Here is a 25790-nt window from a genome sequence, read left to right as displayed (position 1 = left end):
CCGAGGCCACGGTGATCGTCACCGTCACCGTGTCGCCGACCTTGGCCGCCTGGTCGGGGATCGTCACCGTGGTGATCGACGGCGGCGTCGTGTCGGCCGTGTTGTTCGTCACCGACTGGTTGGTGACGCTGGCCGGGGCGTTGCTCGCGGTGTCGGTCAGGTTGCCGGTGCCTGGGTTGTAGTCGAGCGTCACCGTCTCGCCCTGGGTGACCGCCGAGGCCAGCGTGAAGGTCAGCGTGGTGGTGCCCGAACCGCTGGCGTAGGTCGCAACGCGGCTCTGGCCGGCGACCGTGACGGTCAGGCCGGCGGCGCTGCTCGCCGACATGGCTTCGGCGAAGGTGACCGTCAGCGCCGTGCCGTTCACCGCCGCCGAGGCGATGGTCGGCCGGTTGGCGTCGATGCGGTCGGCGCCCTGGCTGATCGCCGTGGTGTAGGGGGTGTTGGAGTTGCTGGCGCTGTCGGTCAGCACGATGTTGACCGGCACGTCCACGCCCGCCGCCACGTCGGTGCCGCCGCTGGTCACCGTGAAGGTGGCGGTGTAGGTGGTCGCGTCGACCTTGGTCAGGTTGCCGAGCGCGAAGCCGCCGACCGTGCTGCCGTTGCCCAGCGTGTAGGTGTCGCTGTCCGACGCCACGGTGATGGTCACGGTCACCACGTCGCCGATCTTCATCGCCGTGTCCGGGATCGAAACCGTGGTGATCGAGGGCGGTGTCGTGTCGGCGGGAGCCGGCGGCCAGGTGACGGAGGTGTCCACGCCGCTCAGCGTCAATGTCTGATAGGGCGTGTAGATGGTCTCGACGCCGGACAGGAAGATGGTGCCGGTGGTCTCGGTGACGGTCACCACATCGTTGCCGGTGCCGCCGATCACGGTTTCCAGCGCCTCCACCTGGATCGTGTTTCCACCGTTGCCGAACTGGATGACGTCGGTGCCCGCATTGCCGACGATGGACTCGACGGCCGACACCGTCATGGTGGTGCCCCGGCTGGTGTTCACCGTCACCACGTCCGTGCCGGAACCGCCGACCAGGGTTTCCAGCGCCTCCACCTGGATGGTGTTTCCGCCGGTGCCGAGGTGGACGACGTCGTTGCCTGCCTTGCCGACCACGGACTCGATCGCCGAAACCGCGAGGGTCATGCCGTCGTTGTTGAGCGCGACGACCATGTCGTCGCCGGAACTGCCGATCATCGTCTCGATCAGCGACACCAGCATCGTGCTGCCGCTGGTGTTCCAGGGGATGCCCCCGTCGCCGACGACCGCCGTCCCGTCCCGGAGCGTGACGTTGACGACATCCTTGCCGCCGCCACCGATCAGGGTGTTGAGACTTGCCACCGTGATGGTGTTGCCGACGTCGAGGAGAATCGCGGTGTTTCGGCCGCCGGTTCCACCAACGATCGTTTCGATCGACGACACGGCAAGTGTGCCGGCAGTGCTCTGGAGATTGGCCGTGCCGGACTTGAAGGACATCGTCGCGACATCGTTGCCGCTGCCGCCCATGAGGGTCTCCAGGAAGGCGACGCCGATCGTGTTGCCGCCGCTGGCCAGATGGACGACATCGTTAACGGAAGCGCTGGCGTTCCCTAGGACGATCTCGATGCCTTCCAGAAACATCGTGTTGCTGCCGGTGCCGCCTATGGTGGCGACAAGGTCCAGGCCGTTGGTCCCGATCAGCGTCTCCATCAGGGCCACCGCCATGGTGCTGCCGACGGAGCCTGCGGCGTTGATGTTGATGACGTCCTTGCCGGCGCTGCCGATCATCGATTTCAGATAGCCCACCGACATGGTGTTGCCGGTGGTGCCGGCGAGCGTGATGAGGGCGGTGCCGGTGGTCGCGCCGAGGATCGTCTCGAGCGATTCCACCACCATGGTGGCGCCGGTGGACGTCAGCAGGACCCGGTCGTTGCCGGAACCGCCGATCAGTGTCTCCAGTGCTTCGACCGTGATCGTGTTGCCGCCCGTGCCGGCTAGCGTGACCACGTCCTTCCTGGTGCTGGATGTGCCGCCGATGATGCGGTCGAGGTTGGACACGCTCAGGGTCTGGCCCTGGGTGTTGAGCCTAACGCCCTGGGTGCTGCCGTTGCCCCTGATCCCGGACCAAACCTCCGTCGAGGAGAACGTGTAGTCCGAGCCGCTCGTGAGCGTCAGTGTTCCACCAGCAGCCATCTCATCCCTCGTGCATCGGCGTTTTTTCCAGGCTCCGCGGCTCTGGCAGCAGGAGCGTGGCGGCTTGTATACGATTGGCCACTAATTCCCAATAGTGGGTAGGTCAAGTTAATAATTTATCTACGCTTACTTGCCGCAGGCCCGAATCATCGAAGCAACATCCACGCATCTGCCGAACATCGACACATCACATTGGCGACGCACAACTTCATCTTTACGAGGCCTATCTGCGAGAAATGCGACGAATTATTTCCTGAAGCCCTCTTCTTGTCGCGCGTCGGTTGCTTTGCTTCAGAAGAAAAGCAATTTTCTTGGAAGCTGGAATCGGGCGAAAACAATTATTAACCATAAATTATACGAAAGACATTCGCGGATCGTATTCGTGCGCGTGGGTGAGTGGTCATGGCGTCGCCCTCAGGGGCAAGCGGTTGACAGTCACGCCATCAAACGAGTCTTTGGTCGCAACGTGGTCTTGCGGTTCGGCCACGGCGAACCAGGGGGACGAGGATGGACCATGCACAGGCCACGACCACGCTGGAGGCCGCCCTCGCGGCCAACCCCCGCGACGATGGCGCCTGGACCATGCTTGGCCATCTTCTGCGTCGTGTGGGAAAGCTGGACGGCGCCATCGCCTGCCACCGGCGGGGCCTGGAGTTTGCACCCGCGAACGCCGGCATCTGGAGCAACCTGGGCAACGCCCTGGTTGAGGCCGGTCGATTCGACGAGGCGCTGGCCGCGCATGCGGAGGCGCTGCGGCTCGAACCGCACACCCCGGCCTTCCTCTTCAACAACGCCGTGGCCCTGCGTAAATCGGGGCACTTCAAGGAGACCCTCGCGATGATCGAGCGGGCGGCGGCGGGCGGAGTCGCCACGCCCGAGTTGCGGTGGGAGCGGGCGCTCGCCCGGCTTCAGGTCGGCGACTACGTCCACGGCTTCGCGGATTACGAAGCCCGGCGCGGGCTTGCCGCCTACCATGGCCGGCCACCGTCGGAACGGGCCTGGAACGGCGGCGCGCTCGACGGGCGCGCCCTGTTCCTGTTCGCCGAGCAGGGATTCGGCGACGCCATCCTGGCGGGGCGCTACGTGCCGCTGGTCAGGGAGCGGGGCGGCCGGGTGCTGTACGAATGCCATCCGGAGCTGCGCCGGGTGCTGTCGGGGTTGGGCGTCGACGAGGTCCTGCAACCGGGGAACCCGCCGCCGGCCTTCGACGTCGAGGCGTCGCAGATGAGCCTGCCGGGCCTGTTCGGCACCACGCTGGCCTCGGTCCCGCCACCGGCCACCCTGACCGTTCCGGCCGTCTCCCGCGACAAGGCCGCCCATCGGCTCGGCGCGCGGGAGCCGGGCACGCTGCGCGTCGGGATCGTGTGGTCAGGGCGGGTGACCTTCGGCGACAACGGCCGGCGCGCCACCAGCCTCGCCCGGTTCCTGCGCTTCGCCGAGGTGCCGGGTGTGCGGCTCTACAGCCTTCAGAAAGGACCGCCCGAGGCCGAACTCGCGGACAGCGGCGTTGCCGGCCATTTGGTGACGCCGCTCGGCCCCGATCTCGACGATTTCGCCGACACGGCGGCGATGCTGGAACAGCTCGACCTCGTCATCATGACCGACAGTTCCGTGGCGCATCTCGCCGGGTCCCTCGGCACACCGGTGTGGAACCTCGTGCAGCACGTCCCCTACTGGATCTACGGCATCTCCGGAGACCGCACGCCCTGGTACCCGACGATGCGGCTGTTCCGCCAAGGCCCCGACCAGGATTGGGAACCGGTGTTCGCCCGGGCGGCGGTCGCCCTGCGCGAGGAGGTCCGCCGCATCACCGGCCGGTGATGCGGCCGGCGCTTGGCGCTCGGCATTCCGCCGCCGCGTTCCGTTCGCGCCCAAGCCAGAGCCTCCACATGTCGCGGTAGGCCGCCTCGACCGCCGCCGCGAAGCCGCGATGGTCGCTGAGCGCCGAGCGCTCCATCCGTTCCGGCATGCCGCGGCGCAGCGTGGCCAGGCGCTCCGTGTCCCCTGCCAGGCAGACGGCTGTTTCGACGTAACCGGCCTCGTCCGTCGCGATGAACTCGTCCAGCCCGCACTGAGTCAGCAGGCTGGCACCCACCCGCGCGACGTGATGACGACCGGCGAGCGTGATCACCGGCACGCCCATCCACAGCGCTTCGCAGGTGGTGGTGGTGCCGTTGTAGGGGAAGGGGTCGAGCCCGATGTCGATCCGGTCGTAGGCCCGCAGATGGTGATCGATCACATCCATCGGGGGAAGGAGGTCGACACGGCCAGGGTCCACGCCGCTGCCGGCGAATTGCTGGAGATAGCGCGCGCGTGTCGGCGCGTCGGCGAAGGCGCGGCTCTTGAGACACAGGCGGGCGGACGGCACGCGCGTCAGGATGGCCGACCAGACCCGCAGCACCTCCGGCGTCACCTTGGCGGCGTTGTTGAAGGACCCGAAGGTCACGAAACCGTTGACCAGCGCCGGCGGTTCGTCGCGCGCCGTGACGAACCGCAACGGCTGGAAGGCGAGAAACCCCTTGGGCAGGCGGACCAGCCGCTCGGCGTGCCAGGAGTCGGTGAGGCCCGGCGGGTCGGCGACCGCGTCGGTCAGGCGGTGGTCGATCGCCGGCATGCCGGTGGTGTCGGGGTAGCCCAGCCAAGCGACCTGGATCGGGGCCGGCTTGCGGGCGAACAGCAGCGGCCGGCTGTGCGCCGTGTGGCCGGCCAGATCGACCAGGATGTCGATGCGGTCGCGCTCGACCAGCGCGGCGGCGGCCGCGTCGTCCAGCGCGACCAGCGACCGCCATCCGTCGGCCAGACTCCTCATGCGTTCGGTGATCGCGTCGTGATGGTTCGAGGTGGCGTAGCAGAACACCTCGATCGCGCCGCGGTCGTGCTCGCGCAGCAGGGGCTCGATGAAATGGGCGCAGGCGTGGGCGCGGAAGTCGGGGGAGACATAGCCCACCCGCAGCCGGCGGCCGAGGTTGCGATCGTTGAGGAATCCCCAGTCCAGCGGCATCAGCGGGCGGGCGTGCCGCTCGTTCCAGTGCGCGTGGGCGCGGGCGATGACCTCGGGAGGCACCCAGGGCGTGTAGTGCAGGGCAAACAGCAGGTTGGAATGGAGCAGGGTCAGATCGGGGTGGCGTTCGACCCCGCTTTGGAAGACCGCGATGGCCTCGGTGATCCGTCCTTGCTCCTTCAGCGCCTCGCCGAGGTTGACGACGGGTTGCGGCAGGTCGGGCTGCGCCTCCATCGCCGCCCGGTAGCAGTCCACGGCGCGGCTCGATTCCCCGAGGTCGCGGTGGACGTCGCCCATGTTGCTGTGGGCCCCGCCCATGCCGGGCTTCAGCCGCACCGCCCGGCGGTAGGCGGCGATCGCCCGCTCGGGCTGCCGCTCCGTCTTCAGGAGGTTGCCGGCGTTGAACCAGGCGTCGGCGTAGTCCGGGGACAGGGACAGCGCCACGCGCACCGCCGCCAGCGCCCCCGCCGGCCGGTCGAGGTCGGCCAGCGCGCAGGAGAGGTTGCTGCGGATCGGCGCGTCGTCCGGCAGCGCCGCAACGGCCCGGCGGTAGCAGGCGACGGCCTCCTCCCACCGCCCCGTGCCGCGCAGCAGGATGGCCAGATTGTTGTTGGCGTGGGCGTGACCGGGATCGTCGCGCAGGATCGCCCGGTAAACGGCCTCGGCGGCGTCGAGCCGGCCCGCCCGATGATGCTCCAGGGCGGCGGCGAAGCTCCGAACCGCCGCCGTTTCGGCCGGGTTCCCCATCAGCGCAGACCCGCGTCGTCGAGGATGGCGAGCAGCCGGTCCGCCGCGCGGGCCCAGGTGAAGCCTCGCACCAGATGGTCGCGTGCCGACGGGGGGCCGGTGTCGTCGCCGCGGATGATGGCGGTCAGGATGTCCGCCGCCGCGTCCTCGTCCGGGTGCCACCAGTCGAGCCCGTGGAACGGCGGGTAGGCCTGCTCGCTGTAAGGCAGGCGCGCGGGGCGGACGGCCGCCGGGATCAGCCGGGCCACCCGCTCGTCGAGATAATCCAGATAGGACGAATGGCGCGGCGCGATCAGGCCCAACCCCATGGCGCCGGCCTTGGAGAGGGGAAGGTCCCAGCCCTCGCCGTGCGACATGCTCCAGTAATGGGTCGCCGCCCGCAGCAGCCCCGTCATGTCGGCGTCCGACAGGAGCTGGTTGATCAGCACCACCGGCGCCGCGTCGGCCATCCGCTTTCCGACGGCCTCTTCCGTCCGCCGGACCAGCGCGCCGAGTTCCGCACCGAACGCCGGGTTGGTTCCCTTGCCCAGCTTCAGGATGAGCACCGCGTCGTCGGCGCGCGCCGTGCTGCGCAGCCAGACCCGCAGCAGGCCGTCGATGTTCTTGCGGGGAATGAAATCCGAGACGTTGACGAAGCGGTGCCGATAGCTGGAGACCAGCCGGCCGCGCGGATCGACCATGGTCGGCGCGGGGACGCCGCCGTCGGAAACCTCCGGATCGACGCCCAGGGGGCACACCCGCAGACGATCCTCCGGATAGCCCTGCGCCGCCCAGGCCACGCGGGACGATTCCGTGGGCACGATGATGAGGTCGCTGTGTTCGCACTGGCGACGCCAGGCCGGGGGTATGCGGGTTCCCTCGAACATCGAGAAGGTCACAGTGGCCAGCCCGGGCACCCGCTCGACCGCCAGCGGAATGAGGAAGTTCACCAGGGCCTTGGCGGGAACCGGCGGGTCGAGATCCTCCTCCCGCCAGGATTCCGGACCGGTGATTCCGATCGCCTGGAGGGGCACGGCCCGCTGGCGCAGCGTCCGGATGAAGCGCTGGCAGAAATAGCCGTAGCCTGTGGCGCTTGCCAGGGCCCCGCGGATCGCCAGCCCCATTTCGGCCCCCATCCCCGAGACCTGCGCCGCCGAAGCGGCGGCCCGGTATCGCCCACAGCGCGCCAGGCCGTTGACCGCCTCGGAGGCGGCCGGGTCGAGCCGGAGCGCGTGGCGGAACACCCCGGCGGCCTTATCCAGCCGGCCGAGCCGCAGCAGCGTCTCGCCGAGTTGGACATAAGCGAGGCCCCCCTCGGGCGCGATCGCGAGCGCCCGGCGCAGGTCGCGCACCGCGGCCATGAAGTCGCCGGCGAGCATCCCGATCAGGCCGAGATTGTACCATTGCACGCTCGGGCGGGGATCGAGCCGGGCGGCGCGCACCAGGAACCGGACGGCCCTGTCCAGGTCGCCCATTTCCTGAAACACCGTGCCCAACCGGCTGTAAAGGGACGCGGACTCCGGCTGCACCGCCGCCAGCGCGCGCAAGGCGCGCCCGGCGGACGGCCACTCCTGGCGGTGTTGCAGGACGATGCTGAAATTCGTCAGCGCGGCGGCGTCGCCCGGATCGGCGCGGACGGCCTCGCGCAGCGCCTCTCGGGCCGCGCCGTCCTGGCCAGCCGAGAACAGCGCGGCACCGAGGAGGTTGAGCGCATCGAAGCGCCCCGGCTCCGCCGCCAGCACGGCCCGGCAGGCGTCGATGGCCTCCGTCAGCCGCCCGGCGCGGTAAAGCCGGGACGCCGCTTCGATCCCATCCGTCATGACACCCCCGCGGCGCGGCGGGCGACCGCGGCGGCGATGCGGGCCATCACCCCGTCCCAATCGTTCCGGCGCGTCATGCGGAACAGCCGGGTCTGCGGGTACCAGGGCGTGCGGTCGGGAAGGCGCATCCAGCGCCAATCCCCCAGCCACGGCAAGGCCAGGAACACCGGACGCCCCATGGCGCCGGCGATGTGGCCGACCACGGAATCGCAGGCGACGATCAGGTCCATGCCCTCGATGATCGCGGCGGTGTCGACAAACCCCTCATCCTCACCTTTCCCGTCCCGGTCCGGCAGCGAGACGATTCCCAGCCGGTCGTCGGGCCGCTCCCACCGGCCGGGTCCGTCCGCCTTTTGCAGGCTGTACAGCCGCACCCCGGAAAGGTGCGACAAGCGCGCGAAGCGTTCCAGCGAAATCGAGCGGTCGGCCCCCGCGGCCCGCCACTGGATGCCCACCCGGAAATCGCCCGGCCGCCCCGCCTCGGCGATCCGCCGGCGCCAGAACGCCGAACGGTCCGGATCGGCCCGCAGATACGGAACGCCGCCGGGAATCGTCGCCACCGTCGTCCCGCAGCGATGGGGCAGGCTCATCAAGGGGAGGAGGCAGTCGGCCTCGGAAAGCGGCTCGCCGCGCGCCACCAGCACGTCGATGCCGGGAACGCCAGCGAGGAGGCGCTTGAGCGGCGGCTGGCACTCGAAGACCGTGCGGGCTCCCATCGCCTTGAGCACAGCCATGTAGCGGATGAACTGCACGGTGTCGCCGAGACCCTGCTCGAAATGGACCAGGATGGTCTTGCCGGCGAGCGGGCCGCCGCCCCACAGCGGTGTGCCGGGGCGGTCGCGGTTCCATTGCCAGACGGCTTGGCGGGTGCGCCATTCGTACTCGGCCGTGCCCTCCGCGAAGTTTCCGGCGGTGAGCAGGCTGACGCCGAGATTCTTGTGATGCTCGGCGGACCCCGGCTCAAGCCGGACGGCCCGCCGGTAGCTCACGGCGGCGTCCTCCGGCCGTCCCTGGGACAGGATCGCCGCGCCCCGGTTGTTGTTGGCCGCCGCCGAACCCGGTTCCAGCAGCACGGCCAGCCGGTAGGCGGCTTCGGCCCGTTCGGGCTCGTCCACGGCCATCAGCGCGTTGCCGAGGCTGAACGCCGCGTCCGGGTAACCGGGCCGCAGCGCCACGAGACGGAGAAGCGGCGCTACGGCCTCTTCGGGCAGACGGCGCTCGATGAGCAGCGACGCCCACTGGAACAGCGTGTCGGCGTCGTCCGGCCGCAGGCGGTGGGCGGCCCGCAGCGCCACCGCCGCGTCGTCCCCGCGTCCCAGGCCGCGCAGCACCAGCCCCAGGACGAACCAGGCCACCGGATGATCCGGGCGGATCGCCGCCGCCGTTCGGAAGGAGCACGCCGCAGCCTCCAGCGATTCGGCGTCGACGTGACGCAGGCCCGAGCCGAAGCACCGGTCGAACGCTTCACCGGCCCCGTCGAACGTCGCCTCGATCACCCGCCCTCTCCCTCCACGTGGTCGACCCGGCAAATGGGCCCGGCAAATGGGTTTGGAATTGCCGCGCCCGATGGTAACCCTTTTCCCGACGATTTCACGCTCCGCACGCCTCCACGACGGTCCAGGAGGCGGCGGCACCGAGGGGAAGCATGAGCACGGCCCGGCATTTTGCGTCCCCCGCCGAAGCGTTGGGCTACGCCCTGATGCTGCATCAGAACGGCCGGCACGCCGAGTGCGGCGCGGTGTGCCGCGCGATCCTGGCGGTCAAGCCGGACCATCATGGCGCGTCCTTCCTTCTGGGCGTCGCCGCCTTCACGCTTGGTCGATTCGAGGAATCGCGGCGCCATTTCGCCGTCACCATCGCGCTGAAGCCGGATCTGGCCGACGCCTGCTTCAATCTGGCGCTTCTGCTGCGCCGCCGGGGCCGTCTTGCCGAGGCGGCGGCGCTTCAGGCGCGGGCGATCCGGCTGGCCCCCGGGCAGGCCGATGCCGAGCGGATCGTGGCGTTGGGCGCGATGCTCCGCGAGTTGGGCCGGGCCGCGGCGGGCCGCGCCGTTCTTCGCCGGGCGGCCGCGCAGGCGCCGGACGACACCGAGGCGTGGCGCGAGTCCGGCCACGCGTTGCGCGATGCGGGCGAACCGGGCGCGGCGGCCACGGCCTATGGGCGGGCTTACAGTCTCGACCCCAGCCGCACCGAATCCCTCGGCGACCGGCTCCATGCCGCCCTCTCGCACTGCGACTGGAGCACGTACGACGATCTGTGCCGGCAGGTCCTGGCGGTCATCGACAGCGGCCGGGGAATCACCCTGCCGCTGCTCACCCTGCTGATCGATACGAGCGCGGCGCAGCAGGATCGTGCCGCCCGCCACTTCCACCGCGCGGTGGTGCAACCGGCGGCCGTCCCGCAAGCCGTCGCGACGGCCCCCGTGGCGCGCGCCCTCGGCGCCCCCTCCGGTGATGGTGGCCGGCTCACCGTCGCCTACCTCTCCGCCGACTTCCACGAGCACGCCACCGCCTATCTGGCGGCCGAGCTGTTCGAACTGCACGACCGCGACCGCTTCCGCGTCGTCGCCTGTTCCTACGGTCCCGACGACGGCAGCCCGACACGCCGCCGCCTGGAGGCCGCCTTCGACGCCTTCCACGACATCCGCGGCTGCGATGCGGAGCAGGTGCAGGCGACGCTCGCGGCCGAGGGCGTCCATATCCTGGTCGATCTCAAAGGCTACACGCGGCACGTCCGCTTCGATCTTCTGGCGTGCCGGCTGGCGCCGGTCCAGGTCGCCTATCTCGGCTATCCAGGGACGATGGGCGGCGATGCCTTCGACTATGTCATCGGCGACCGCTTCGTCACGCCGCCGGACCATCAGCCGCATTACCGGGAGCGGCTGGTCATCATGCCGGACTCCTATCAGGTCAACGACCGGCGCCGGCCGCTGGACATGCCGGTGCCGGACCGCGCCGCCTGCGGCTTGCCGCCGGACGGTTTCGTCTTCTGCGCGTTCAACGCGCCGTTCAAGATCACCCCGTCGCTGTTCGGGCTGTGGATGCGCGTGCTGGCGCGGGTGCCGGGAAGCGTGCTGTGGCTGCAGCAGGCCGGCCGGGATGGTGCGAACAATCTGCGGCGCGAGGCGGCGCGGCGCGGGGTCGATCCCGGCCGTCTGGTCTTCGCCCCCCACCGGCCGCAAGCCGAGCATCTCGCCCGCTACCGCTTGGCCGACCTGTTCCTCGACAGCTTTCCCTACACCGGCCACACCACCGTTTCGGACGCCTTGTGGATGGGCCTGCCGGTGGTAACGCGGATCGGCGACACCTTCGCGTCGCGCGTCGCCGCCAGCCTGCTGAACGCCGCCGGACTGCCCGAGACGGTCACCACCAGCTTCGACGGCTACGAGGCGCTGGCGGTGCGGCTGGCCGATGATCCGGCGACGCTCGCCGGCTACCGCCGCCGCCTCGCCGCCGCGCGGACGACGGCCCCGCTGTTCGACAGCCCCCGCTTCACCCGTCACCTGGAACGCGCCTACCGGACGATGTGGGACCGCCACACCGCCGGCCTGCCGCCCGCGTCCTTCACGGTGCCGTCCCTATAGCCACCACCTGTTCCAGCGCCGCCCGCACGTCGGCGACAACGGACGCCCAGTCGCCCGACGTCGTTTGCCGGAACAGGCGCATGGTCGGGTACCAGGGGGTGGTGTCGCCACGGTCCATCCAGCGCCAGTCGGCGATGTCCGGCAACAGCGTCCAGACCGGACGGCCGAGCACCCCGGCCAGATGGGCCGGTGCCGTGCAAGAGCTGATGACCAGGTCGAGGGTCTCCATGATCGCCGCGGTGTCGGCGAAGTCGGCGATCTCCGCGCCGAGGTCGGTGAAGGACGGCGGCAGAGGCCCGCAACGCTCCAGATCCTGCCGCCCGGCCCCCTTCTGCAAACCGAAGAACACGACGCCTGGAACGTCGAGCAGCGGCCGCAGGGCGGCCAGCCCCGGCGAGCGCCGGCGGTCGTCCTTGAATTCGGGGTTGCCGGCCCACACCAGGCCCACCCGCAACCGTGCTCCTGTCTTCGGACCCAGCCGTCGTCGCCAGAACGCGATCCGTTCCGGTTCGGCGAACATGTAGGGAACCTCGGCCGGGACGGTCGCCAGCGTGGTCCCGAGCCGGTGCGGCAGGCTGAGCAGCGCGGCGTGGGCGTCGTGCGGCGGCGGGGAGTCGGAACGGCCGACGACCCCATCCACACCGGGGAGCGTGGCGAACAGGCGGACGAGCCGGTCGTCGCACTCGACGATCACGCGGGCGCCCCGGCGGCGCAGCAAGGGCGCGTAGCGGGCGAACTGGATGCCGTCGCCGAGCCCCTGCTCGTCGTGCAGCAGGATCGTCAGGCCCTCCGGGTTCCCGCCCTCCCACACCGGGCTCGGCAGGCCGCGCGGCGTGACCTGACGGTCGGCCAGACGGGTGCGCCACTCGTATTCCCGGAACCCCGCCACCAGCTCGCCGCGCAGCAGCAGACAGGTGCCCAGCAGCGTGTGCGCTTCGGCGTGGTTCGGATCGCGGTCGATAACGCGTCGGCATTGGGCCTCCGCGTCCGCGATGCGCCGCAGCTTGCTGAACACCAGCCCTAGGTTCAGCCGGGCCGAGATGAAGTCCGGGTCGATCGCCACCGCCCAATGCAGCACGCGGGCCGCCTCTTCGTCCCCACCGGTCCGCAGGGAAAGGGCGAGCCCCAGGTTGCTGAGCACGCCGGGCTCGGCAGGGGCGAGCGCCAGCGCCCGCTGTCCGACGCCGACCGCCTCGTCGTGGCGGGCCAGATTCTTCAGCGCGATGCCCAGGTTGGCGCGGGCGCGATGGTCGTCGGGGGCGAGGCGGACCAACTCCCGAAGCACGCCCTCCGCCTCGCCGTAACGTTGGCGCATCAGCAGCGCGTGGGCGAGATGGAAGCGGTGGAAGGTGCCGAAGGGATCGAGGACGACGCACCGGCGCAGCGGCCCGATCGCCTCCTCCGGCGCGTTGCGGCCGAGTTTCTCCATCGCCAGGGCATGAAAGGCGTCGATGGAGGCGGGGTCGAGGACCAGGGCACGACGATGCTCCGACCCGGAGTCCGCGATCGGCTCCTCCGGGACTGGCGGGCCGGCGTCCGGCGAGATCCAGCCGAGCGCGCGGAAATGCTCGATCCGCTCGCGGATCAGCCGGGGGAAGCCGGCGTCGATGGGGACCGGCGCCAAAGATGTCCACATGCCGGGAACGGCGCCGCCGTCGAAGCGCCCGGTGGCGTAGAAGCGATCCAGCCGTTCGCGGTTCGCCGCCGCGTCCTGATCGAAGGCCGCGATCATCTCGCGGTGGGCGAAAGCCTGCAGCTTGGCGCGGAAGCGCTCGACCCCGCCCATCCAGGTGAAGTGCCAGCCGGCGTCCGGGACGACGCGCCCATGCCCCAGCTTGGTCAGGTAGCGGGCGCGGTTGGCGCCGATCTGGCGGATCAGCTCCCACGGCGCGGCGGCCACCGACACCCAGGGATCGGGCGATTTGAGGTCGAGGAAATAGAGGAAGATGTCGAGGTGCGGCGCGAACAGCGAGCGGCCGTCGTCCGGCTCCCGGCGCAGTCGCTCCATCACCCAGGGGCGGAGGATCTCGTCGGCGTCCGAGACGACGATCATGTCCGTCGGGTCGCAGCCGTCGAGGCCGCGGGTGATCGCGTCGCGCTGGTGGGCCTCACGCTGCCATGCGAAGCCGCCGGGATCGTCGTCGACGACGACGTGGATGATCTTGTCGGCGTAGGCCGCGAAGCGCGCGCGGTTCTCCGCGTAATGGAGGGGCTTGGGATCGCCGGCGTGGGTGAAGGTCGCCTCGACCAGGACGAAGCGATCGACCACCGCGTCCAGCTCGGCCAGCCGCACCTCCAGGAGGTCCAGCTCGTTGTGGAACTGGAAGCAATCGTAGATCCGGCGCCCGCCGGGTGGCGGGGCGGCGGGCGGCGGCGTGTCCGTCAGCGTCGTGACGTAGGCGAACCAGGCGTCGAACCCGCGCAGCGTCGTCCAGACGGCCGACCGGTTCTCCTCCGTGTTGTGGTCGAGCCGCAGCGAACGCTCGATCAGCGCGATCAGTGCCCGCGCCTCCGCCCGCCAGGCCTGCTCCTCTTTGGCCGAGGGGCGGGCGTTCAGGTGGGCGCCCAGCGCGCCCAGCAGGCGCTGCTGCGCGTCGGCCAGAGTGGCGGTGACGGCCGCCATCGTCGTGCCCGGCGCGGCGCCGCTCCTGTGGTCGCCTCTCAGCTCATCGAGCCACGCCAGCCAGTCCCCGGCCCGTCCGGCCCAGCTCATCCCGGCGGTGACGTGATCGACCTGTTCGCGAAGCCGGAGCCCGACGGTCGCCCGATCGTCGCGCCACTGGACGAGGGCTGCGCCGGCGGCTTCGGCGAAGCGGACGGCGTGCTCCGCCGGGTCCTCCGGAACCGGGATCAGCCGGGCAAAGCCCGCCGTGGTCTCCGGCAACGCCCCCAACGCGCTGGACACGACGAGACAGCCGGCGGCCAGCGCCTCCATGGCGGCGATGCAGGAGGTCTCGGCAAAGCGGTTCGGGTAGGCGAGGCCGGTCGCGCCGCGCAACGCGTCGGCCAAGGCACCTTGGGAGACCGCCCCCACATAGTCCACGCCCTCGGTCTCGCGGCAGCGCTGGTAGAGAGCGCCGTAGGGGTCGCGGTCGGCTGGGACCTGATAGCCTTCCAGGCTGGAGAACACCCGGACGGTGGTTCCGGGGATCGCCGCCCGCAGGCGAGGAACGCTGTCGAGCAGCACGTCGAGGCCGCGGAAGGGCGTGCTGGTGTAGGCCAGGACCGGCGGCCAGGGCTTCGCCGCCCTGATGTCGGCCCCCGGCGGGAACAGGCCGGAGAAGGCCGGCGCGATGCCGTTGCGCAGGATCCGGCAGCGCCGGCGGTCGAGGCCGAAGGCCGTGAGGTAGCCGTCCATCTGCCAGCGGCTGACGAAGGCGTAGCCGTCCCAGCAGGCGCGCGCCTCCGACTCCGCGACACATTGCGCGGCGGGTTGGTCGACGGCGTGCTGCATCCACAGGATCAGCTTGCGGCCGCCGTCGAGGGCCGCGCGCAGGCGGATCAGCGCCTCCGTCGGGCAGCCGTTGAGCAGCACCACGACGTCGAAGGCCCGCATGTCCTCCCAGGACACCGCGCCGGCGGGCAGGCAGCGCACCCCGCGCACCGAGCCGGGCGTCCGGGCGCCGTTGACCAGCGTGACCTCAAGCTTGGAGGTGGCCAACTTGGTGGCGGCCAGCGCCTCCGCGAGGTAGCACAGCGCCGATTGCGAACCACCGAGCGGGCGCAGGCGTGGCGTGTCCGGCGTGTAGTCCCCACCCGCCGGGTCGAGAAAGGCGATCTTGACAGTCATGCTGACTCGGGCTGGATGGCTCGCACTTGATGGCTGGCGCTGAACAGCGGCTCACGCTGTGGATCGGCGCCTGCGTTCTGCTATCCTACCATCCAAGGCCATGGGCAAAAAGGATGTGCGGCGCGTGACGGAGTCGGCAGCTGTGGATGGCGGGACCCCGCGCGTGGAGCAGAACTTGGCGCAGAATCTGGCATTGACGTGGCAGCTTTCGGAAATCCACGGCTGGGGTCTGGTCGGCGTCCACACGGCGCTGCATCTGATCGACCGGGGGCGGCCACCGCTTTTGCTGGAAAAGCCGCTTCTGTCCACCCTGCGGCCGGAGAACCGGGAAAAGCTGGAATGCCTGATGGACGGCCATCGGCAGATCACCGCCATCGCCGACCGGTCGGGCAACCGGATGCTCGGCCTCAACGACTGCACCGTCCTGCACGCGCTCGGCAACGGCTTCGTCGCCGGGCCGTTCTCCACCCGGTTCCGCGGCAGCCGCAACGTCGGGGTCATCGCCTTCGAGGACACCCTGTTCGACGAGGACACGCTGCGCCGCGCGCGGAGCTACGACAAGCTCGTGGTCCATTCCGATTACAACCGGGCGCTGCTGGCCGATCAGGGTTTCACCGACGTCGGCTGCGCCTTCCAGGGCGTGGACCCGGACGAGCTGGCGCCGGTCCCGCCGGCCCGGCGCTTCGGCGACCGCTTCGTCGTCTTCTCGGGCGGGAAGGTGGAGTTCCGCAAGGGGCAGGACATCGTGCTGGCCGCCTTCCGCCGGTTCCACGAGCGCCACCCCGACGCGCTGCTGGTCACCGCGTGGCACAACCCCTGGCCGCACACCTCCGCCGACATCGCGGAGTCCCCCCTGGTGCCCTCCGCCCCCGCCGTGGGCGACAACGGCAAGCTGCGCATCGTGGAATGGGCGATGGATTGCGGCGTGCCACCGGAGGGCTTCGTCGACATGGGCTTCCTCGGGCGCGGCCAGATCCCCGCCATCCTGGCGGAATGCCACGCCGCCCTCTTTCCCAACCGCTGCGAGGGGGCGACCAACCTCGTCGCCATGGAGGCGATGGCCTGCGGCGTGCCGGTCATCCTGTCGGCCAACACCGGCCATCTCGACCTGATCCGCGACGGCAACTGCCTGCCGCTGCTCCGGCAGGACCCGGTGGCCGATCCCGCCGGGCGGCGACGCGGCTGGGGGGAATCGTCCGTCGAGGAGGCCGTCGCCCACCTCGAAGCCCTCTACACCGACCGCGCCGCCGCCCGTTCCCGCGCCGACAAGGCGCGGGCCTTCCTGCGCGGCGAGCGGACTTGGCGCGCCTTCGCCAAGACTTTCGTGACGGCGGTGGCTCAGGGATGACGCCGGATATCGTGGATTCCGACGGCACCCCGTCACACCGGGCGGCGCTCGCGAACGATCCGGCCGATGCGGTCGCGTGGCAGCACGCGGCGCACAGCGCCCGCGCGGCGGGCGACGACCTGCGGGCGATCGCGCTGTTCGTCCGGGCCGCCCGCCTGCACGGTGACTTTAAGGCGCTCAGCCGGCAGATCGGGGAGCCCCTGGGCCGCGCCGCCGGACGGGCCTTGAGGCGCGTGCAGGACGGGGCGGCCGACGAGGCGGCGTCGTTGCTGGAACCCTTGGCGCGCGTCGTGCCGCCACAGGGCGATCTGGCCCGCGCCTTGGGTATCTTGCGGCTGGTCCAGGGCCGCGACGCGGAGGCCGAGCGGCTTCACGCCGCCGCGGGCTTCGAGGATTGCGGGCTGGGAGTCGCCCTGCGGGGGATCGCGCGCCACAAGGCCGACACCGACTTTGTCGGCACCGTGGTGATCCCCGCACACCGGATGGAGGACACCATCGAGCGGGCGCTCGACAGCGTCGCCGCGGCGGCCCGCGTCTATCGCGAGACGATGCGGGACCCGCGGGCGCAGGTTCATGTCTGCGTCGTCGATGACGCCTCCCCCGACGGTACGGCGTCGCGGGTCCTGCGCTGGGCGCGGACTCATCCGGAACAGAGCGTCGCGCTGATCGCGAACAACCGCAACCAGGGGGCGGGGCGGTCGCGCAACATCGGCGCCGCCGCGGGACTTGGCCGGTACATCTGGTTCCTCGACGCCGACGATTACTTTTTCGAGCGGCATTTCGTGCTGACGGCGACAGCGCTGGACCACACCCCCAACGCCGGGTTCGTCCGCACCGGGATGCAGTTCGACAGCATCGACCATGAGATCACCCCCGCGTGGCGCGAGGCGTCGGAGCTGAGCTACCCCTGCAACCTTTGCGTACGGCGCGCCTGCCACGACCTGATCGGCGGCTTCCCGGAGGAGGCACCGTTCCACCCGGCCATCGCGGACGACGTGGCCTACGGCCGGGCGCTCCACAGCATGTTCGGCGGAGTCCGGATCGCGGAGAAGACGGTCCACTACACGATGCGGGCGGACAACGCCCTGTCGCGGCAGCGCCAGACGATGACCAGCGGCGCCAAGCCGACGGAGCAGGTCACGTCCGACCCCCGCTACGTCGCGATCGAGATCCTGATCCAGCGCCGCATCCACGCGCTCAACGCCAAGAAAGCCGCGCTTCTGCGCGACGGCGGCTGGACCGGACCACCGTTCCTCACGGCTCAGGGGAAAGCCGGAGGTCCGTCTCCGACCCCGGCGGCGGACCTTTCGGAAAGCCGGGACGCCCCGCGCGCCAACGATCTCCTCGCGGTGGCGAAGGAGACCATCCAGGCCGGGCAGCTCGACCGCGCCGTCGCCGCCCTGACCCGCGCCGCCGCCGAGGACCCCGGCCGCACCGAAACCTGGTTCGAGTTGGGGTTGCTCGCGCACCGGCTGCGGCGCGACCGGCTTGCGCTGACGGCCTTCCGGGCGGTGGCGTGCCTTCACCCCGGGGCGGCCGCCGCGTGGTGCAATCTCGGCTCCATGCTGGTCGACGCCGATGCCCATGCCCAGGCGGTTCCCAGGCTGCGCCGCGCCCTGGCGCTCCAGCCGGACCTCACCAACGCCCAGCACCTGCTGGGCCGCGCGAACCGGCGGCTCGGGCAGGACCGGCAGGGAGCGCGGGCGCTGGAGCGCGCGCTCCGGCTGGACCCGATGCGGCCGGACCTCAACGCGGACTGTGCGTCCGCCGCCCTGACCCTCGGCGACGCGCCGGGCGCGGCGGAGCATGCCCGGCGGGCGCTGCGGCTCAGCCCGGAACTCTACGGCGGCCACGCGGCGCTGGCCGCGGCCCTGGAGTTGCTCGGCCGTCCCGACGCGGCGCTGGTGGCCTGGGAGCGGGCGATCCGCTGCAACCCCGGGTTCGGCGAGGCCTTCACGCGCCGCGCCCTGTCCCTGCTGACGCGGCGATGGGGGCCGCCTCCGGCACCCGTCCCGGCGGGCGGGCCGGGCCGCCGCCTCGCCTCGACCGTCCTGGGGCGGAACGGACGGTTCGGCAACCAGCTTCTCCAATACGGCATCCTGCGCCTCTACGCCGCTCGGCACGGCCTCACCCTGGAGGTTCCTCCGTGGCTCGGCCGCCACCTGTACGATCACAACGATCCCCTGCCCGGCCCGGCGCTGCCGGGCGTGGCGGAAGCGGACGGGGAAGCGGCGCTGACCGCCTCCTTCCGCGGGGAACCCGCCACCCTGTTGGCGAACCGCGACGTGTCCGGCTATTTCTGCGGTGACATGACCCCCCTGGCGCCGTTCAGGGAAGAGTTCCGCGCGCTGTTCACGCCGGGCCGCCACCTCCGGCCCCACGCGGATGCGCTGCTCAGCCGTCTGCGCGACACCGGGCGGACCGTCGTGGCGCTGCACCTGCGGCGCGGGGATTTCGGCTGGGGGCGGTTCTGGATCGCCCCGGCGTCCTGGTATCGGCACTGGCTGGAGACCGTCTGGCCGACGCTCGACCGCCCGCTCCTGTTCATCGCGACCGACGACCCCGCCCAACTGCGGGAGTTCGCCGCCTACCGCCCCGTCACCGCCCGCGATCTGGCCGAGCCGATCGCGGGTGCGGAGTTCTTCACCGACTTCCACGTCCTCTGCCACGCCGAGCGGGTCGCCATTTCCAACAGCTCCTTCTCCTTCGTCGCCACCATGCTGAACCGCAACGCCGGCGGGTTCCATCGGCCGGACCTGGCGCGCCGGGCCCTGGTCCCCTACGACCCCTGGGCAGCCCCGGTCCTGATCTGATCGCCGCACCCCGAACGCACGGACAAAGCACGGACGCATGGCCTTCCCCACCAAAGCCACCCTGGATCGACCCGACCCCACAGCGCTCGTCGCGGCGGGCCTCGCCCATCACGGGGCCGGCCGGCTGGCCGAAGCGGAGAGCGCGTACCGGCGGGTTCTCGCCGATCACCCCCGTCATCCGGACGCCCTGCATCTCCTGGGCGCGCTGGCGCTTCAAGGCGGCAAGCCGGCGGAGGCCGTGGAGTGGATGACGCAGGCCATCCGCTCCGCCCCCGACAACGCGGCCTGCTTCTCCAACCTCGCCAGCGCGCTGCGGCGGCTCGGCCGGCGTGACGAGGCCGTGGCCTGCTGCCGGCGCGCCCTGGCGCTGGACGCCGGCTCCGCCGACGCGTTCAACAACGTCGCGAACGTTCTGTCGGACCAGGGCCGGCACGGCGAGGCCGCGACCGCGCTGCGCCGGCTGCTGCACCTCAAGCCGCGGCTGACCGAACAGCGGCTTCTGCTGGCGCAGGCGCTCATCCTGGACGGCCGCGCCGAGGCGGCGATCGAGGAGTTGATGGTGCTCCTCGGCATGACGCCGTCCTCGGTCGCCGCCTACGCCAACCTGGGCATGGCCCACCGCCGTCTCGGCCGGGCCGACGAGGCGGTCCGCTACTACCGCTGCGCGCTCGGCTTCGCGCCGGGCGATCCCGGCGTCCTCAACAACCTGGGCGTCACCCTCCAGGATCTCGGGCGGCTCGACGAGGCGGTGGCCTGCTTCCGGCAGTCCATCGCGATGCAGCCGGACGCCGCGCACACCCACCTCAACCTCGGGCTCGCGGCCCGCGACCTGATGCAGGTCGACGAGATGATCGCCCTGACGCGGTCCGCGGTCCGGCTCGACCCGGCCCTGGCGGAGGCGCACACCGCGCTGAGCTTCGGGCTGCTCATCAAGGGCGAGTTGGAGGAGGGGTTCGCCGAGTACGAATGGCGTTCGCGCATGGCCGACTTCCCGTCGCCCCGGCGCAGCTTCGCCTCACCCGCCTGGGACGGCTCCGACCTCACCGGCCGGACCCTGCTGGTCCATGACGAGCAGGGGGTGGGCGACACCATCATGTTCGCCCGCTTCGCCCAACAGCTTCAGGCGCGGGGCGTACGCGTCGTCATCGAGTGCAACAGCCAACTCGTCCGTCTGCTCTCCGCCATGCCGGGCGTCGAAGGTGTGGTCAGCCGGTTCGACCCACCACCGCCGCACGACGCGCACGTTGCCCTGGCCAGCCTGCCGCACCGGCTCGGTACCATGCTCTACACCATTCCCGCCGATGTGCCTTACCTACGCGCCGAGCCGGACCTGGTGACACGCTGGGCGGCGCGCCTGGGGCCGCCGCCCAGTCCGCGGACGGGGCTGCGGGTGGGTCTGGTGTGGGCGGGAAACCCCGGTTTCAAGGCCGACAACATCCGTTCGCCGCGCCTGAAGGCGTTCCTTCCGCTGCTGGACGTTCCGGGAGTCACGGTCTTCGGCTTGCAGAAGGGGGCGGGACGGCAAGACCTGGAGACCTGCGGGCCGCTGCCGCCGTCCTTTATCGACCTCGGCGCCGAGATCGCCGACTTCGCCGACACCGCGGCGATCATGGAAAACCTCGACCTCGTCATCAGCTCCTGCACGGCGCCGGCCCATCTGGCCGGGGCGCTCGGCCGGCCGGTCTGGACGGTGCTGCCCTTCGCCCCCGACTGGCGCTGGCTGGACCAGGGGATGTGCACGCCGTGGTACCCGACCATGCGCCTGTTCCGCCAGGACCGGCGTGGCGCGTGGGCGCCCGTCGTCGGCCGCGTCCGCGCCGCTCTCCAGGCTCTTGCCCGGTCCCGCCCCTGACCCGCGGCACCGGGCTTCACGGCGTCCAGGGCTCGAAGGGCCGGATGCGGCGGGCGGCGACGTCCGGCTCGACGAACAGGCGGGCGCGGGTGTTGAGTCGGGCGGCCAGCGCGCTGAAACCGCTGGCGGCGCTGGTGCCGACCACGTCGGCGTTCATCAGCACGTGGAAATCCTGAAGGAAGTCCAACCCCGCCCATTCCTCCACGACGTCGGCCCGCGTTAGGGGATGGAACTCCGCGAAGGCGTGCCGGACCGCCGCGACGTCATCGCTGGCCACATAGAGCACCGGCCGGTCGAGACGCGGCCACCAGTCGCGCAGCCAGTCGACATACCAAGCGGTCTCTGTGATCGGGTAGTTGCACGTCACGAAGTCGCCGCGCCGGATGTGGAGCGCGACCACCGTGTTCCCCGCCGCCCGCAACCGTTCGACCGCCGGGACGAGATGCGGCTCCCAGACCCGGCGCGGCCTCAGCCAGGACTGGACGCGCTGCCGGTATTCCCGCCTGTGCTCGAACAGGAACAGGGGCGAAAGGATGTCGCGGTCGGCGATCGGCGCCCGCTCCGTGGTGCCGCTGACCAGCTCGTTGAGGATGCGGCGGGAAAACAGCAGCGGCGGCAGCGGACCCCTCTGCGGCGGATCGTTCAGCTCGAAGAAGGCGCCGCCCACCCAGTCGGGAGTCTCCAGCACGAAGCCGTGCTTCTCGGCGTAGAGCCGGACCAGGATGTATTCCAGGACGGTGTGGGCGAAGCGGCCCCGGGTGGCCAGCGACGACGAGGTCACGCGCGGGGGCCGTTGCCCGCCGTCCGACCCCACGGCGGCGGGGCGGACCAGTTGGAGCCCCTGATTGGCCAGGGTAGCGCGCAAGGCGGCGAGCGACTTCACGGTGAAGAACCAGCCGTTGTCCCCGCGGACCGCCGCCAGCCGGTCACGGGCGGCGTGAGGGGCGCCAGCCCGCAGATCGAACGCGGCGAGCGCGGTCAGGCATTCCCCGCGATAGGCCACGCCGCCAAGCGGCGTCGAGGCCAGCCGGGTGAAGAACGCCCGACCCTCCGCCAGCCGGTCGCCTCGCAGGAAGACGTTGGTCAGCAACTCGATGCTGAGGGACACCTCGACGCCCGGGATCGGCAGGCTTTCGACCATTTCGGCTTCGGCCTCGGCCAAGCGGCCCAGATCGCTCAGCACCGTCGCCACCCGCAGATGGGCGAGGGCAAGCCCCAGCCGCGCCGACCGCCGGTAGGCGCGCAGAGCCCCCAGGGGATCGCCATGGGCGTACAGGGCGTTGCCGAAATTGTACCAGTATTCCGGACTGGCCGGGCCGAGAGCCAGCGCGCGCCGCAGGCTGGCCTGAGCCGCAGCGTCATCGCCGCGTTCAAGCAGGGTGTTGCCCAGGTTCATGTGGGCGGGCGCGAGATCGGCCTTGACCGCGATGGCGCGGAGCAGGCTGTCCACCGCCTCGTCGAGCCGGCCGGCGCGGCGCAGGACCACCCCCAGATCGTGATGGACCTCGACCGAACCGGGATCGAGGCGGGCGGCCCGGCGCAGCACTTGAACGGCTTGCGGTGTCCCGGCGTCGCCCTGGGCCTGGAAGGCGTCACCGAGGTTGCGCCAGGCCTGTGGATGGCCCGGATCGAACAGGGTCAACCGCCGCCAGTCGGCGGTGGCCTCCGCGCCCCGGCCGGCCTTGTCCAGGATGGTGGCCCGGTTGGCGCGCGCCTCGACCCAGCCGGGATTGAGCCGAAGCGCGCGCCCGATCAGAATCAGGCATGGCGCCGGCTGGCCGCTCTGCCAAGCGGCCATCCCGAGCAGATACAAGGCGTTGGGGTTCGCCGGGTCGGCTTTCAGGACCCGACGGTAGAGAGCGGCCGCCTCGGGAACGCGGCCGGCGCAATGATCGGCGAACGCGATGGCCAGGACTTCACCGATCGTGGCCATCACCCCATCTCCCTCGACCTTCGAACCGCAACCCGGATTTCAGACCCGTGTCCGGGCGGCCGAAGGTAGCCCAGCGATGGCTGGCCGATCAACTCGGAGGGGGCCGGCTCGTTCCCGTGCAAGACGGAACGGTCAAAACATCGTCAGCTGGTCGCCGCGCGCCGGAGGGGGTTTGAAGTCGGCGCAGTTGAGGGCGGCGTCGCGGGCGTTGAGCCCCAGGCGCCGGCAAGCCAGCTTGAAGCGCTTCGACAGCAGCTCCGCCACCGGACCGGAGCCCTTCATGCGGCTGCCGAATTGGGACTGGTACAACTCCCCCTCGCGGCACTGGCGGATCAGGCTGAGCACCCGTTCGGCGCGGTTGGGCGCGTGCTCGCGCAGCCATTCCTCGAACAGATCGGCGATTTCCAGCGGCAGGCGCAGGAGGATGTAGTTGGCCTGCGTCGCCCCGGCCTCCGCTGCCGCCGTCAGGATGGCTTCCAGCTCATGGTCGCTGAGCCCCGGGATCATCGGGCTGGCCAGCACCGCCACCGGCACGCCGGCCGCCGTCAGCTCGCGCATGGCGGCGAGGCGCCGCTGCGGCGTGCTGGCCCGCGGTTCCATGCGGCGAGCGAGGTCGCGGTCGAGCGTGGTGACCGACAGCGCGACGTTGACCAACCCCTTCGCCGCCATCGGCGCGAGGATGTCGAGGTCGCGCAGGACCAGCGCCGACTTGGTGATGATCATCACCGGCTGCTTGAAGTCGCGGCAGACCTCCAGCACCGCGCGGGTGATGCGCTGCTCCCGCTCGATGGGCTGGTAGGGATCGGTGTTGGCGCCGAGCGCCAGCGGCTGGCAGCGGTAGGACTTGGCGCGAAGCTCCGCCGCCAACAACTCCGCAGCACGGGCCTTGCGGAAGATCTTCGTCTCGAAATCCAGCCCCGGCGACAGGCCGAGATAGGCGTGGGTCGGGCGGGCGAAGCAATAGATGCAGGCGTGCTCGCACCCCCGATAGGGGTTCACCGAGCGTTCGAAGATCACGTCGGGCGACGTGTTTTTCGACAGGATCGAACGGGCCGTGTCGTCGAAGACCTGGGTCGGGACGGTCTCCGTCAGCGCTTCGTTCTCGCCCCAGCCGTCGTCAGCCAGCACCCGCGTCTCCCGCTCGTAACGGGAGGTCAGGTTGCTGATCGCCCCCCGTCCTTTCAGAGCCTGCCGCGGAATCTCGTCCATGGCAGAAGGATAGCGGCGCCAAAACAGAACGTAAAGGGAACAATCATCCTTCTTTTGGACGCGGGTGGGAACCGATCGCCCTTGACGGCCCGCCCCCGCGCGCCTAGCTTTCCGGTCATGACGACGCGCACGCACCATTCCAGCCGCTATTATCCGCTGCTCCCATAGGGCGGCGCGTTCAGTCTTGACCACATGAACCATGCCGCCGCTGACCGGCGGCATGTGCTTCGACAGATGATCTCCGGGACGCGGCCCTTCCCTTCCGGAGATCAGCACCATGGCGACCCCCGCCGCTTCCAGCCCCTTCCAGTCCGACTTCCTGCGCGTGCTCGACGAGCGCGGATTCCTGCACCAGGGCAGCGACCTGTCGGGCCTCGACGCCCTGCTGCGCCAGGGGCCGGTCGGCGCCTACATCGGCTTCGACGCCACGGCGGACAGCCTGCATGTCGGGCATCTGGTGTCGATCATGGTGCTGCGCTGGTTCCAGAAGACCGGCAACCGGCCCGTCGTGCTGATCGGCGGCGGCACCACGCGCATCGGCGACCCCAGCTTCCGCGACACCAGCCGCCCCATGCTGGACGACGCGCAGATCGCCGCCAACATGGGCGGCATCGGCCGGGCCTTCGCCCAGTACCTGTCCTTCGGCGAGGAAGCGACCGGAGCGGTGATGGTCGACAACGCCGACTGGCTGGACGAGCTGCGCTACATCCCGATGCTGCGCGACATCGGGCGCCATTTCACCGTCAACCGGATGCTGAGCTTCGAGTCCGTCAAGCTGCGGCTCGACCGCGAGCAGCCGCTGACCTTCCTGGAGTTCAACTACATGATCCTCCAGGCCTTCGACTTCCTGGAGCTGTCGCGGCGCCACGGCTGCCGGCTGCAGATGGGCGGGTCGGACCAGTGGGGCAACATCATCAACGGGATCGAGCTGGCCCGCCGCGTCGACGGGACGGAGCTGTTCGGCCTGACCACGCCGCTGCTGACCACCGCGTCGGGCGCCAAGATGGGCAAGACGGCGGCGGGGGCGGTGTGGCTGAACGCCGACCGGCGCAGCCCGCACGACTTCTGGCAGTTCTGGCGCAACACGGAAGACGCGGACGTCGGCCGCTTCCTGCGCCTGTTCACCGAGCTGCCGTTGGACGAGATCGCCCGGCTGGAGGCGCTCCGGGGATCGGAGATCAACGAGGCCAAGAAGATCCTTGCTCACGAGGCCACCGCCCTCTGCCATGGCGCGGCGGCGGCCGCCGAGGCCGGGGAGACCGCCCGCCGGGTCTTCGAGGAGGCCGGGGCCGGCGGCGGCCTGCCGACGGTGGAGGCCGCCCGCGCCGACCTCGCCGCCGGCGTCCGTCTGGCCGACCTGCTGACCGCCGCCGGGCTGGCCGAGTCCAAGGGCGCTGCGCGGCGACTGATCCGCGACGGCGGAGCGCGGGTCAACGGCACCCCGGTCACCGACGAGGCGGCGCTGCTGACCCCGGCGGACCTCGACGGGGACAGGCTGATCCGCCTGTCCGCCGGCCGCAAGCGCCACGCGCTGCTGCGGGTTCGGTGAGCAGA

13 protein-coding genes are annotated in these 25790 nt (G+C 70.8%); 6 read left to right on the top strand and 7 right to left on the bottom strand.

The annotated features are described in order from the left end of the window. On the bottom strand, nucleotides 1–2161 hold a 2161-nt coding region (locus DS837_RS19090; protein WP_247890022.1), incomplete at its 3' end, for a beta strand repeat-containing protein. A gap of 507 nt (nucleotides 2162–2668) precedes the next feature. On the opposite strand from DS837_RS19090, the gene DS837_RS19085 reads away from it, so the two are divergent. Further along, nucleotides 2669–3982 carry a tetratricopeptide repeat protein gene (locus DS837_RS19085; RefSeq protein WP_149166206.1) on the top strand — a complete coding sequence of 438 codons (1314 nt, stop codon included), beginning with the start codon at nucleotides 2669–2671 and terminating at the stop codon, nucleotides 3980–3982. Here DS837_RS19085 and DS837_RS19080 read toward each other — a convergent pair. Genes DS837_RS19080 through DS837_RS19070 form a run of 3 tightly spaced genes read right to left on the bottom strand, consistent with a single transcriptional unit; the run spans nucleotide 3969 to nucleotide 9204 of the window. Then, the gene (locus DS837_RS19080) at nucleotides 3969–5909 is read right to left on the bottom strand and encodes an O-linked N-acetylglucosamine transferase, SPINDLY family protein (protein WP_149166205.1); all 1941 of its coding nucleotides are present in this window, start codon (nucleotides 5907–5909) and stop codon (nucleotides 3969–3971) included. The genes DS837_RS19085 and DS837_RS19080 overlap by 14 nt on opposite strands. Then, nucleotides 5909–7708, bottom strand: coding sequence for a tetratricopeptide repeat protein (locus DS837_RS19075; protein WP_149166204.1), 1800 nt, complete (start codon nucleotides 7706–7708; stop codon nucleotides 5909–5911). Before DS837_RS19075 ends, DS837_RS19080 begins: the two co-directional genes overlap by 1 nt. Next, nucleotides 7705–9204: a tetratricopeptide repeat protein gene (locus DS837_RS19070; protein ID WP_170295906.1), complete on the bottom strand. Its 1500-nt coding sequence runs from the start codon at nucleotides 9202–9204 to the stop codon at nucleotides 7705–7707. Before DS837_RS19070 ends, DS837_RS19075 begins: the two co-directional genes overlap by 4 nt. Before the next feature lie 149 nt (nucleotides 9205–9353). Here DS837_RS19070 and DS837_RS19065 point away from each other — a divergent pair, with 149 nt between their 5' ends. Further along, nucleotides 9354–11291, top strand: coding sequence for an O-linked N-acetylglucosamine transferase, SPINDLY family protein (locus tag DS837_RS19065; RefSeq protein WP_149166202.1), 1938 nt, complete (start codon nucleotides 9354–9356; stop codon nucleotides 11289–11291). On the opposite strand, the gene DS837_RS19060 is transcribed toward DS837_RS19065, so the two are convergent. After that, on the bottom strand, nucleotides 11272–15081 hold the full coding sequence (locus tag DS837_RS19060) for a tetratricopeptide repeat protein (protein WP_149166201.1): 3810 nt from the start codon (nucleotides 15079–15081) through the stop codon (nucleotides 11272–11274). The two genes, DS837_RS19065 and DS837_RS19060, sit on opposite strands and share 20 nt — an antisense overlap. Nucleotides 15082–15205: 124 nt before the next feature. On the opposite strand from DS837_RS19060, the gene DS837_RS19055 reads away from it, so the two are divergent. From DS837_RS19055 to DS837_RS19045, 3 genes are read left to right on the top strand one after another with little or no spacing between them, the layout of a single operon-like run. Further along, complete coding sequence (locus tag DS837_RS19055) at nucleotides 15206–16429, top strand: glycosyltransferase family 4 protein (RefSeq protein ID WP_247890021.1); 1224 nt, start codon at nucleotides 15206–15208, stop codon at nucleotides 16427–16429. Continuing rightward, the gene (locus tag DS837_RS19050; RefSeq protein ID WP_149166199.1) at nucleotides 16426–19242 is read left to right on the top strand and encodes a glycosyltransferase; all 2817 of its coding nucleotides are present in this window, start codon (nucleotides 16426–16428) and stop codon (nucleotides 19240–19242) included. Before DS837_RS19055 ends, DS837_RS19050 begins: the two co-directional genes overlap by 4 nt. A 37-nt stretch (nucleotides 19243–19279) precedes the next feature. After that, nucleotides 19280–21094, top strand: coding sequence for a tetratricopeptide repeat protein (locus DS837_RS19045; RefSeq protein ID WP_149166198.1), 1815 nt, complete (start codon nucleotides 19280–19282; stop codon nucleotides 21092–21094). A gap of 16 nt (nucleotides 21095–21110) precedes the next feature. Here DS837_RS19045 and DS837_RS19040 read toward each other — a convergent pair whose 3' ends face one another. Together DS837_RS19040 and DS837_RS19035 are read right to left on the bottom strand one after the other, a co-directional pair. Beyond that, entirely contained in the window at nucleotides 21111–23027 is a 1917-nt protein-coding gene (locus DS837_RS19040) for a tetratricopeptide repeat protein (protein WP_149166197.1), read from the bottom strand. Between the two features lie 132 nt (nucleotides 23028–23159). Continuing rightward, entirely contained in the window at nucleotides 23160–24236 is a 1077-nt protein-coding gene (locus DS837_RS19035) for a PA0069 family radical SAM protein (protein ID WP_149166196.1), read from the bottom strand. Between the two features lie 277 nt (nucleotides 24237–24513). Between DS837_RS19035 and tyrS the strand changes: the two genes are divergently transcribed. Then, a complete protein-coding gene (gene tyrS / locus DS837_RS19030) occupies nucleotides 24514–25785 on the top strand; it encodes a tyrosine--tRNA ligase (protein ID WP_149166195.1) in 1272 nt (423 codons plus the stop codon). Nucleotides 25786–25790 lie beyond the last annotated feature (5 nt).

The organism is Azospirillum brasilense, from assembly GCF_008365405.1.
Taxonomy (GTDB): domain Bacteria; phylum Pseudomonadota; class Alphaproteobacteria; order Azospirillales; family Azospirillaceae; genus Azospirillum; species Azospirillum brasilense_D.
Note: the sequence above shows the minus strand (reverse complement) of the source record. Positions and strands in the feature narration are given on the sequence as shown.